The organism is Neobacillus sp. SuZ13, from assembly GCF_030123365.1.
GTDB lineage: Bacteria > Bacillota > Bacilli > Bacillales > Cytobacillaceae > Neobacillus.
Genome location: NZ_CP126107.1, coordinates 3,804,383 through 3,816,505, shown reverse-complemented (window position 1 = coordinate 3,816,505; position 12,123 = coordinate 3,804,383). Strand labels below are relative to the sequence as shown.

Sequence of the window (12,123 nt, the reverse complement as noted above, 5' to 3'; positions counted from 1 at the left end):
AATCCACTATAAGAATTGGTATCTATTCAGGAGGATACACTGATTGACTTGATGCAGCATTTTACATAATATAAAAGAATTTATCGAAATTATTCGACTTTTTGTCCAATGACAGAAAGAAGAAGAGGTTTATAATATAGTATAGAGAAGTAGGTTTTCTTGTCTTATTGCTTTACCTGATACATAGGGAAGGGCAAAAAGGATCCTGATTTCGGGAGTTGAAGGAAAAGGGGGGATGCAATGGTGAGTAGCTAAAAAATGAATTTTTTTAATATTCGTTCAATTTCATCTAGACCAATCCGTATCATTTGAATTTACGTCATCATTGTTTCACTAAATAAGCACGTTAAATAACCAATAAGGGGGAGATTTGTTGAAAACGCAAATTGAACAAAATGGTATTGTTACCCTGACGCCTGAAGCAGCTAATGGTTTAAGTAACAGTGAAATGTGGAATGATGACCTGCGCCCTACGACAATGAAGGAACATTCATGGAAAGGGCTGAACTTCGCTACATTATGGATTGGTATGTGTTTGTGTATTCCTGCCTATACGATGGCTAGTGGCTTGATTTCGTTAGGAATGAATTGGTGGCAGGCCATTGGAACGATTTTTCTTGGAAATGTCATTGTCCTTATCCCTATTCTATTAAATTCCCATGCTGGAACAAAATTTGGAATTCCCTATCCTGTGTTTGCTCGTTTATGGTTTGGCTCAAAAGGAGCGCATATCCCAGCTTTAGCTAGAGCGATTGTTGCCGCTGGCTGGTTTGGAATTAACACCTGGATTGGTACAGGTGCGATTGATACACTTTTATCGGCTTCTTTTGCTGCCTGGAGAAACGTTCCAGGACATACGGCAATTGTATTTGCCTTGTTTTGGGCATTAAATGTGGTTGTTGCCTATAGGGGACCTCAAGCAATGAAAGTTCTTGGCTTAATTGCCACACCAATCGTCGGCATCGCTTCCATTATTCTACTTATCTGGGCATATACAAATGCAGGTGGCTGGGGTCCGATCTTAGATACTCCTTCTGAATTCACGACAACAGGAGCGTTTTTAAAGGTATTTTTCCCTGCATTAACCGGCGTTATTGCCTTCTGGGCAACCCTTGCCTTGAATATTCCTGATTTTTGCCGCTATGCAAAAAGTCAAAAATCACAAATGCTGGCTCAAAGTTTCTCTCTCCCACTTACGATGAGTATCTTCTCCTTTATCGGAATTGCTGTTACATCTGCGACAGTAGTTATTTTCGGGACAGCACTCTGGGATCCCGTTCAGCTGCTTGCGAAATTCCCGCCATTCGTCATTTTTTTGGGAACTTTAATCATAGTTATTGCCTCCTTAACCATTAATGTCGGGGCAAACATCGTTGCACCGGCCCGTGCAATTGAAAATCTAAATCCAAGACGTATTACGTTTGGCATAGGTGCACTAATCACAGGAATATTTGCGATCTTAATGCAGCCTTGGTACATCATGGAGAACTTTGGAAACTATATTTTTGGCTGGTTGGGAACTTATGGTGCTTTACTCGGTCCGATTGATGGAATTGCCATTGCAGATTACTGGCTTGTTCGCAAGCGGCAAATGGCACTTAACGAACTATACGATGTAAACGGCCGTTATAGTTATACATCCGGTTTTAATAAAAACGGTGTATACGCCCTGATAATTGGTGTTGCCGTTCCTGTACTTGGACTTCTCATCCCGGGACTTCGCTTTTTGTGGGATAACGCTTGGACCTTTGGATTATTTATCTCGATTATCGCATACACCTACCTTATGAGAGGGGACAAAAGCATTCTCCAACCAGGAGAATACGAAAAAATTACGACCTTCAAATCGTCCACTCCTGGTAATAAAACAGATTCAGTTGCCCAAAATGAAACAGAATTCTTTTATTAAAAAATGAGTGTCAGGCACCCTTTGGGTGCCTGACACTCATTTTTGCTTTACATTCTAAAAGTAAAAATCCGATTATTTTGAAATATATCGGGAAATGTAGGATAATTACGCATGGTATTTCTTAGATAGAATTTATATACTCAGGCACAGGAGCGGCCTTAGCTTAATAGGAGGGTATTTTTTATGGAAATAGGTGTGAGCACGTTTGTTGAGACAACGCCGGATGTGAAAACCGGGGAGGTGATTAGTCATGCGCAACGGATCCGTGAAGTGGTGGAGGAAATTGTCCTTGCAGATCAGGTTGGACTCGATGTTTTTGGTGTTGGTGAGCACCATCGTGAGGATTTTGCGGCCTCTTCTCCAGCAGTCGTATTGGCTGCTGCCGCATCACAAACCGAACGGATTCGATTAACCAGTGCAGTAACGGTTCTCTCATCTGCCGATCCGGTTCGGGTTTTTCAGGATTTTGCAACTCTTGATGCGATTTCAAATGGTCGAGCCGAGATCATGGCAGGCCGGGGCTCATTTATCGAGTCTTTTCCGTTGTTCGGCTATGATTTAAAAGACTATGATGAATTATTTGATCAAAAGCTAGAGCTATTATTAAAAATACGTGAGTCGGAGAAAGTGACCTGGGAAGGCGGACATCGACCAGCTATACAAAATCTCGGTGTATATCCTCGACCGGTTCAGGATCCTCTGCCGGTTTGGATTGGAAGTGGAGGCAGCCGTGATTCCGTTATCCGTGCAGGTCTGCTTGGGTTGCCACTCGTTCTAGCCATAATTGGCGGGCGCCCACTGCAATTTGAGCCCCTTGTGAGACTTTATAAGAAAGCAGCTGATCACGCTGGTCATGATGTATCTAAGCTTACGGTTGCCTCGCATTCACACGGATTCATTGCGGGGACTAGCGAAGCAGCAGCTGAGAAGTTTTTCCCTTCCACCCAGCTTGTCATGAATAAACTAGGACGTGAACGCGGATGGGGGCTATATGACCGTTCAAGCTTTGATACCGCTCGCAGTTTGGAAGGAGCATTGTACGTAGGGGATTCGAAAACAGTTGCTGAGAAAATCATCTACTTACGTAAGAATGTTGGGATCACTCGCTTTATGCTCCACTGTCCTGTTGGCTCCATGCCTCATGATGATGTAATGAGAGCCATTGAACTCTTAGGAAAAGAGGTTGCTCCAATCGTTAGGGCAGAAATAAGCAGATGGGAATCTGAAAGCGACTAATGGGAATCCGAAGAATCTGAAGGGTGATTTGTTATGGAGGAACTGAAAAGCAAATGCTGGCTAATCAAAAATGCTTTTCAAATTGATGTACAAGCGGTTGATCATCAAATTCAAACGATTTTACACATATCTGATGATAGTGATCCACTAATTATTATTGAAGCCCGAAAGAAAATCTATTTGGAACTTAAAAACTCTTTAGAAAAGGCCCATAAAAAGAGTTTTTGTTTTCATACAGATTCTTTCCGACTATCGTATATTGCCGTAGCGCTGCACAAAGGTGAACAGTTTCAAGGTATGGTTGTCGTCGGACCTTTCTTGATAGAGAAAGTGACTGATCATTTTATTTGGAATGTTATCAGGGAAAATAATCTTGAAAATAATTGGGTAACTGCATTTGAGAAGTTTTACAAATCATTACCCTATTTGGGACAATCCTACATCGCAATTGGTGATTTATTAGTGAATCTATTAGTAAATCCGCGCGTGGATTCCCAATTCATTACGACCAAAAAACATAATGAGCAATATCAACCGGAGTTAGAGCCGCAAGATTATGCCCATGATGGGATGGAAGTTAAGCTAAGATATGAGGCAGAAAAGAAATTATTACATTTTATCGAAATTGGAGATAAAGAAAATGCCATGAAAGCTTTAATTGATTTTACAGGTGACTTTTCATATCGAGTTCCTGGAAATCCTTTGCGGGCGAAAAAGAATCTTGGCTTTTCAAGTAATACAATGAATCGGATGGCTGCTGCTAAGGGAGGGGTCGAACCTCAATACTTACATGCTATTTCGGAAAAATTTGCACTAGAGATTGAGGCCGCGGTAGCTATGTCCGATTTAGAGTCCATAAATTTCAGGATGATCGAAGAATATTGTGATGCGGTGAAGAATTTTGCAGTTAAAGGGTATAGTACGGTTGTAAAGAAAGCGTTAATGTATATAAATCTCTATTTTAAAGAACCTATAAATGTACATGCGATAGCAGATGAAATAGGTTTTAATCGAATGTATCTTGCGAGGAAATTTAAAGAAGAATTGAATATTGGTGTGATTGATTATCTACATAAAAAACGAATAGAAGAAGCAATTTTCCTTATTGAACAAGGGCGTTTATCAATTACAGATATTGGTATCCATGTGGGGTTTAGTAGCTATAATTACTTTTGTAAAGTGTTTAAGGAGTTAATAGGAATGACCACTACAGAGTATAAAAACAGCCATTAGAAAAGAAGGTCATGAATAAACTCATGGCCTCTTTTAATAAAAATATTTATCATTAATGTGCGATTTTATATAAAAGGTAACAATATTGGATGTGAAAACCCACACAAATTGCTAACATGAATCTAGCCCTTGTCCCAAACGATTCTATAAGATGGGATTGGACAAGAATAGGAGGCATTAAATTGAAAGAAAATCATGAACAACCGAATTTAGAAGTAAGAGTCAAGAACATCATTGAAGTGGATGGATTAAAATTTAAAGATTTAAATAATAGTGGGAAGCTAGAACCATATAAGGACTGGCGCTTAAGCCCGAAAGAACGTGCGGAGAATCTAGTCTCATTAATGAATATCGATGAAAAGGTTGGAATGATGCTGATTAATACCCGCCAAATGGGACTTACTCAAAAGGATAAGAGTAAAACAAGTCATGATGGTGTGTTAGATGAAGGTATTGTTGAAAAGGGCGAAACTATTTTTGCTTTGGCAAAAGTATATGGTACAACACATACGATTGAAAACATGCATTTGCGCCACTTCATTCTCAGAGATAACTGGAGCCCTGCTCAAATGGCAGAGTGGGTCAATACCATGAATGAAGTTTGTGAGGGAACACGTCTTGGGATTCCTTGTTTAATCGCATCGAATTCACGAAACGAAAATACAGAATTCATCTTTGGTATGAATGATGCAGCTGGGATTTTTTCTACGTGGCCAGGAACGTTAGGACTAGCTGCTGCAGCTAAAGGGGATATAAAAAATGGCGGCGATGCCTCCCTTTTTAGCCAATTTGCTGAAATAGCCCATGATGAGTGGGATGCTGTTGGATTAAGAAAAGGATATATGTACATGGCGGATACTGTTACGGACCCAAGATGGCAGCGGATATATGGTACATTCGGGGAAGACCCGGAATTTATCTCGGATGCAATCGGCCGAATTATTGACGGCTTTCAAGGGAAGACTCTCGGAAATCATAGTATCTCTATGACGACAAAGCATTTTCCTGGTGGTGGACCAAGGGAAAATGGATTTGATCCACATTATGAAGAGGGAAAATGGAACCTATATCCCACACCTGGTAGCTTAGAAAAGTATCATATGCCTCCGTTTAGGGCAGCTGTAGAACATGGGACTTCATCGATGATGCCATATTATTCGATCCCTAGTATCAAGAAAAGTGCGGAACAAGAATTCGAAGGTGAAAACATTCCATTCGAAGAGGTTGGTTTTACTTTTAATGAGTATTTCTTAAATACGATCCTTCGAGAAAAATTAGGCTTCAAAGGCTATATCAATAGCGACAGCGGCGTTACAAGTAAAATGAGCTGGGGCGTTGAAACCTTAAGCGAAGCGGAACGTTTTGCTAAAGCGATTAATGCCGGAACAGACCTTATTTCTGACACGAATGATATTGAAAACCTTAAAACAGCGATCGAAAATGGCTGGATTAGTGAAGAGCGGATTAATGAAGCGAATGTACGCCTCTTGACTGAAATGTTTGCATTAGGTCTATTTGATGATCGCACATATGTTTCACCAGAGAATGCTGCTGCAGTAGTTAATAATCCTGCTAGCTGGGAAGCAGCATATGAAGCTCATAAAAAATCGGTAACCGTTCTTAAAAATACCAACCAGACGTTACCTTTAACAGCTGATAAACTTGGTACTAAGAAAGTTTATGTGGAAGTATTCCACAAAGAACAAGAGCGAGCAACTTCTTATACTGAAAAAGCAAGACAGGAATGTCAAGAGCTTGGTCAATTTACGTTGACTGATAACCACGAAGAAGCTGACATTGCTATTCTATTCTTAAGTCCAAAATCTGGGGCATATTTCAATGCAACCCCAGGGTTGTTAGAACTAGAAATCTGCGAAGATAAAACGGAAACTGCTCTGGATGGGTCTACCTATCAAGAAACTACTTTAAGTGGAATGGACCATCTAAAAGAAGTGGCTGACAGTATCCATGTCCGCGGCGGAAAAGTCATTATGAGTGTGAATTTCATTTTGCCATGGATCCTTGGAAACGTTGAACCTTTGGCAGATGTCCTAATCGCTGGTTACGATACCTACTATAAGGCACAATATGAGGTGATCGCAGGCAATAGCCGTCCAATCGGTGTTTTACCGTTGACATTGCCTGCAAGTGAATCCGTTATTGCAGTTGACGGAGAAGGTAATTGTGTATCGAGAAATGATGTACCAGGCTATGACAAGGACAAGTATATGCCTGAAGGTCTTACTTATGCTTATAAAGATAGTGATGGTAATATCTATAAGCTTGGTCATGGATTAACATTTTAATATAAAGTAAAACAATCATAAATCAGAAACTCGCCCAAAAAAGATTTGCGGCGAGTTTTTGTATTTCAATTGCTCCAGCTCATACATACCATTAAAGTTTTCTTTTGGTGATGCTGCTAAAATCAATTATAATACTATGGAGAATAAAGATGATTAGAGGACGGATACGATGACTTTTTTAGAAAAAATAGAACCGCATGTAATTAGCAAGGATATCTTAATTCAAGAAATAGTGCTTCATGCCTTACACGATTATCCAAACGTTCCTGAAGAATGGACGATAAAATTATTGAAGGAAGCTTTTACAAACGAGGACAAGCAATCGTCGATCCTAATTTACATTGATAACATGAGGATCAATGAAGAGGCAGTCCAGCTTCTCTTAGAGAATATCCCAAAGATGGACAAGACCCAAATCCACTTGGCCATAAAATTATTAGAACGGATCGAACCAATACTTAGCCTAAAATATAAAGAACCGCTGCAAAAATATTTTAATGAAGAGCATTGGTCCTTAGTTGAACTGATCGTAAATGGGGACGAAGAAGAAGTTTGGGAAGAATATGCAAATACAATCAATGCTCTCGACAAAGCCACAACTTATCAGCATTCACAATTTATTGAAGCAAAAAAACTTGCCGCCTGTATCGTTCGAAATGGCTGGATCACAGAAGAGGGTATTGAGGAAATTCTACATGAAGAATTAAACGAAAAATGGTTTTCATTTCACGGTATCTTGGCTGTATATATGATTGGATTACTGAAACTAGAAAAGCATATCCCCTTGCTAGCCAGTTTGTTGGACCGTGATGATGATATCTTGTTAGAAGAGGTATCATCCGCATTAATTGGTTTTCAATCGGATGATGTTGTGCAAGCGGTAGAACCATATTTGAAAAATTCCGATTCGATTATTTATGCAAGTTCCGTAGTTGAAAATATTAAATCTGACCTGGCAGTACAGGTTTTAAAAGAAGCTTATCGAAGAACAGATGAACTAGACGAACAAGATATGCTGATCGAAGCTCTTTGTCATCAGCTGTCTAAAAAGGCATTACCAGAAATTAGCGATCATATGAAAAAGGAATACTTTTCTAGCCTGGTTGATATCGAACAGACGGTTTATAGCTATTATTCCATTTTAGGCGAGTCACACCCGGAACTATTGGATTGGAAACTTGCAGCACTTGAAAGAGAAATTTATTTCAGAGATGCTAGCAAACAGAGTGGCAATCCCCAAAATGGTCCGATTCAAAAGGAAAATAAAGTTGGCCGAAATGATCCATGCCCGTGTGGAAGCGGTAAAAAATATAAAAAGTGCTGTGGCAAATAAGGAGAGAAGTAGGATGAAGTTTGATAAGGTACGTTGGGGAATTATTGGATGCGGTGACGTAACAGAAGTGAAAAGCGGTCCAGCTTTCCAAAAAATCAATCATTCAGAGTTGGCAGCGGTTATGAGGAGAACAGGGGAACTTGCCGAGGACTATGCAAAACGGCATGGTGTCCCCAAATGGTACGATAATGCCGATGAACTCATTAACGATCCTGAGGTCAATGCAATCTATATTGCCACGCCGCCAGGACCACATAAAGAATATACCATCAAGGCAGCAAGGGCAGGAAAACTTGTATATGTAGAAAAGCCAATGGCCTGCAATTATTCTGAATGCCAAGAAATGATCGCTGCTTGTGAGGAAGCAGGCGTGCCTTTATATGTTGCGTACTATCGCAGGGCACAAGAGCGATTTTTAAAAATTAAAGAGTTATTGGAAGACGGTGCGATTGGAGAAGTCCGTTTTGTATCATCAACCCAATACCAAAAAGCTTCTGAAGACGTGTTGGACCCTCAACATCTCCCTTGGAGAGTACAACCCGAATTAGCCGGAGGAGGACTCTTTTTTGATTTAGCCAGCCATACACTTGATCTATTAGATTTTCTGCTTGGACCGATTATATCCGTTCAAGGATTTGCTTCCAATCAAGCTGGGTACTATTCGGCGGAGGATATTGTAACGGGTACCTATAAATTTGAATCTGGGATCCATGGCGTGGGAAATTGGTGTTTCACTGCTTTTGAAGATGTCGATATGAATGAAATCGTGGGGAGCAAAGGGAAAATAAGCTTTTCAACCTTCGGAAACGAGCCCATCGTTTTGACGACAGAGGGCGGAACGCAGGAATGGAGTTTCGAACGACCAAAGCACGTCCATCAACCGCTTGTCGAAACAATTGTTGCAGACGTAACAACTGGTGGCTCCCAGTGCCCAAGTATAGGAGTTTCAGGTGCGAGAACGAACTGGGTCATGGGAGAATTGGTGAAGAATTATTATTAGTATTGAAGCCCGGTTAATCTGTTGTTTTTAGATATGTCAATTAAACAAGCAAAAGTGTTAGGCCCTTTGAGAAATGGATGGTGCCTGACACTTTTTTTATTTTTATTAAGTGTTTTTCAAGAATGTAAGCGAATACATTGATAGTGAGCACTGGAGGTGATGTTGTTGATCTATCCTTATGGGAATGATTATATTAAGTACTTAAATGATAAAAGTTCACATGGCATCACATATGAACAATGGAAATGTAAAAATGGAAAAAAATACTCAGACAAGTGCAGACAATGCGGACATGGGAAAAACCGCTTTCAACCTTGTCCAAAGTGCAATTATTAAGCGCCTTTAGGCGTTTTTTTTTTTTGGTTTCTAATCGAATTTTTTGAAAATAATAGAATGGAGTGCATTTCTAGGAAGAAGGGAAGTACCAAAATGGGAAATACAATTGAAAAATTACAAAAGCTGCATGATTCTGTACAAAAACTAGAGGGAGTTTTACAAGAAGTTTGGAGCTTGGTTGATGAAATTGGTGAGGATGATCAGTTCACTGACTTTCTAAATAAAGCTAAAAAATATCAATCAAAGAAACAAATGACAGATAAGAGTATGGAGGAACTGGTAATTAGGCTTAATGAATATGAACAATGCATGGAGGAGATTCCTGAAGACGGGACGGCAGCAGTTGATTTTGAAGACGCAATTGCAGAACTGATCGATTGGATGAGAAATAATCAATAATATTGGATTGTGAAACCAGGGGCTAACTAATGAGGTTGGTCCTTTTTTGGGGATTTCACTAAATATCGAATTCGCCGATAGGACATGGAAATTCGCCGATTGGACGTGGAAATTCGCTGATTGGATGTGGGAATTCGCTGATTGGATGTGGAAATTCGCTGATTGGATGTGGGAATTCGCTGATTGGACATGGAAATTCGCTGATTGGACATGGAAATTCGCCGATTGGACGTGGAAATTCGTTGATTGGACATGAAAATTCGCCGATTGGATGTGGAAATTCGCTGATAGAACAAACAAATTCTCTGATAGAACTAGCAATCTATGAGAGATTTCACAATTCGCTCATTGAAGGCGGTAATTCGCTCATTCAGTGTAAAAATTCGCTCATAAAATGCAAAAATTCGCCCGTTTATATCTAAAATTTCAAAACCTCATATAATTGAAGTGGAAAATTATAAAAACTTTACCTCAAATTCCCATAATGAGCCCTTAAATTTCGTTTATTGTCAAAATTGGGGTAACTTTTTCATCTAGATCCATGATATTTTAAGAAAATCAGGATTTAGGAGATACTATTCAAGCAACAAATCAGAACAAGGAGAACATTCGACAAATGAAAGATAAAATCCCTTCGTTATCGTCCAACTCATTTTATTTAGGCATGTTGTTAGCGGTGGTTGGAGGTTTTTTAGACGCATACACGTTTATTAGCAGGGACGGAGTTTTTGCCAATGCCCAAACAGGAAATTTGGTCCTCCTCGCTGTAAAAGCAGCCAATCAGGAATGGCATGGCGCGTTGCTTTACATCCCACCCATTCTAGCATTTATCTTAGGTGTTTTGGTATCAGAAGTCGTCAAAATTCCTCGGGTAAGACAAGTCTTACACAGCTACCGAAGATCTATTCTTATCTTGGAATGCCTAGTTTTAATAACAGTTGGCCTATTACCAAGCAGTGTACCTAACATCGTGGTAACCGTATGTATTGCATTTGTATCGTCTTTACAAATTTCCACTTTCAACAAACTCGACAAGTGGGCCTACAATTCAACAATGACAACTGGCAATCTTCGGACGGCTACACAAGCGGCGTATTTAGCCTTGAAAGAAAATGATATTGAGGCTAAAAAACAGTTCAAAGAATTTTTTGTAATTATTCTTTCTTTTTTTCTGGGCGCCTTGACTGGGACATTTTCCACCACTTACATTGGGAACACATCAATCTGGATCGCCTCGGGGATCTTAGTAATTGCACTTATTTTATATCATCGTGACCGAGGATATGTAAACAAGTCTTTAACATTTAAATAGTCTGTTGAAAGAGGCTGGAATCTAAAGTTCCAGCCTCGGCCTTTAAAAAAAATTATTACTAATCTAGCATTTCTAACGTGTCAATGACCTCTCGAAGTGCTTCCATTTCATCTTCCCCGGAAACTTCTAAGATAATTTCTGCTTGTTTAGGGATCGCTAAAGATAACACGCCGAGGACTGATTTTACATTCACCTTTCGTCCCTTGTACGTTAGAAAGATATCCGCATTAAATAGAGAAGCACGTTGTACTAATTGATTGACCGGCTGAGCATATAAACCTGCGTTTCTGTTGATTGTCACAGTTTGTTGAATCATAATTTTCCTCCCTAGATGAGCTTTTGTATAAGTTCTAAAACATGCTCTTTTCTTATGTATGAAACTACCTCAGAAAAAATGTTCGGTTTGATTCAATATGGGACTTTTGTGTGGTAGTCCTCCTGACAACGGATTTGTCGATTCCTTTTGAATACCATATCATCCTTTAGTTTAATCGATATTTTAGGCTAAGGAGGTTGAATGTCCCAATTAAAATAGGCTCTTGAATCAGTAGCAATACCCACCCAACGGCCATATTTTGAGAAGGAGAGTACTTGAAGTTTCATGTACTGACACAAATTATTGATTTTAAATAGATGGAGGTATGAAAATGAATCCCTTACAAAATGAACTTCAAATGTTGAATGTTGGAGACTTTCAAGCGAGCCAAGCCGTTCCTTTTGACCCAAACCAATATTATCTTGATCAGTCTCGAATTGGTGGTTTGGGCGGAATTGGTGGTATAGGTGGTGTAGGTGGTGTAGGTGGTTTTTTCCGCTGTTTTAGTTGTTTTAGTTGTTTTAGTTGTTTTAGTTGCTCTAGCTGTTTTAACTGCTTTAGCTGCTCTAGTTGTTTCCGGTGCTCTAGTTGCTTTAATTGTTCACATTGCTCACATTGCTCTAATTGTGGCGGCGGGCATCGCTGCGGCGGAGGTCGTTGCCACGGTTAATCGCTCTCTTTTTCTAAAGTAAAACTGGTTGGTTAATGAGAAGGGCTTTAAAAAGGTCCTTCTCTATTAGTTT

The 12,123-nt window shown here is 39.7% G+C and carries 11 protein-coding genes; 10 read left to right on the top strand and 1 reads right to left on the bottom strand.

What is annotated here, in order from left to right; genetic code table 11:
* The first annotated feature begins 373 nt into the window (after positions 1-373).
* From QNH17_RS18645 to QNH17_RS18605, 9 genes are all read left to right on the top strand, one after another.
* Positions 374-1,909: an NCS1 family nucleobase:cation symporter-1 gene (locus tag QNH17_RS18645; RefSeq protein WP_283874259.1), complete on the top strand. Its 1,536-nt coding sequence runs from the start codon at positions 374-376 to the stop codon at positions 1,907-1,909.
* 183 nt (positions 1,910-2,092) lie between these two features.
* Positions 2,093-3,145, top strand: coding sequence for an LLM class flavin-dependent oxidoreductase (locus QNH17_RS18640; protein ID WP_283874258.1), 1,053 nt, complete (start codon positions 2,093-2,095; stop codon positions 3,143-3,145).
* A 33-nt stretch (positions 3,146-3,178) separates the two neighbouring features.
* Positions 3,179-4,378 (top strand): helix-turn-helix transcriptional regulator, encoded by a 1,200-nt coding sequence (locus QNH17_RS18635; protein WP_283874257.1) that lies wholly within the window; start codon positions 3,179-3,181, stop codon positions 4,376-4,378.
* A 182-nt stretch (positions 4,379-4,560) separates the two neighbouring features.
* Positions 4,561-6,684 carry a glycoside hydrolase family 3 protein gene (locus QNH17_RS18630; protein ID WP_283874255.1) on the top strand — a complete coding sequence of 708 codons (2,124 nt, stop codon included), beginning with the start codon at positions 4,561-4,563 and terminating at the stop codon, positions 6,682-6,684.
* Between the two features lie 169 nt (positions 6,685-6,853).
* Entirely contained in the window at positions 6,854-8,017 is a 1,164-nt protein-coding gene (locus QNH17_RS18625; RefSeq protein ID WP_283874252.1) for a YecA/YgfB family protein, read from the top strand.
* A 13-nt stretch (positions 8,018-8,030) separates the two neighbouring features.
* Positions 8,031-9,017, top strand: coding sequence for a Gfo/Idh/MocA family protein (locus QNH17_RS18620; protein WP_283874250.1), 987 nt, complete (start codon positions 8,031-8,033; stop codon positions 9,015-9,017).
* A 429-nt stretch (positions 9,018-9,446) separates the two neighbouring features.
* Entirely contained in the window at positions 9,447-9,752 is a 306-nt protein-coding gene (locus QNH17_RS18615; RefSeq protein ID WP_283874248.1) for a hypothetical protein, read from the top strand.
* A 46-nt stretch (positions 9,753-9,798) separates the two neighbouring features.
* Positions 9,799-10,008: a hypothetical protein gene (locus tag QNH17_RS18610; protein ID WP_283874246.1), complete on the top strand. Its 210-nt coding sequence runs from the start codon at positions 9,799-9,801 to the stop codon at positions 10,006-10,008.
* Between the two features lie 360 nt (positions 10,009-10,368).
* Complete coding sequence (locus QNH17_RS18605) at positions 10,369-11,064, top strand: YoaK family protein (protein ID WP_283874245.1); 696 nt, start codon at positions 10,369-10,371, stop codon at positions 11,062-11,064.
* 58 nt (positions 11,065-11,122) lie between these two features.
* Here the strand turns inward: QNH17_RS18605 and QNH17_RS18600 are convergent, their stop codons facing one another.
* On the bottom strand, positions 11,123-11,380 hold the full coding sequence (locus QNH17_RS18600; protein WP_283874244.1) for an HPr family phosphocarrier protein: 258 nt from the start codon (positions 11,378-11,380) through the stop codon (positions 11,123-11,125).
* A 485-nt stretch (positions 11,381-11,865) separates the two neighbouring features.
* Between QNH17_RS18600 and QNH17_RS30060 the strand changes: the two genes are divergently transcribed.
* Positions 11,866-12,072 (top strand): hypothetical protein, encoded by a 207-nt coding sequence (locus tag QNH17_RS30060; protein ID WP_481858533.1) that lies wholly within the window; start codon positions 11,866-11,868, stop codon positions 12,070-12,072.
* Positions 12,073-12,123: the final 51 nt, after the last annotated feature.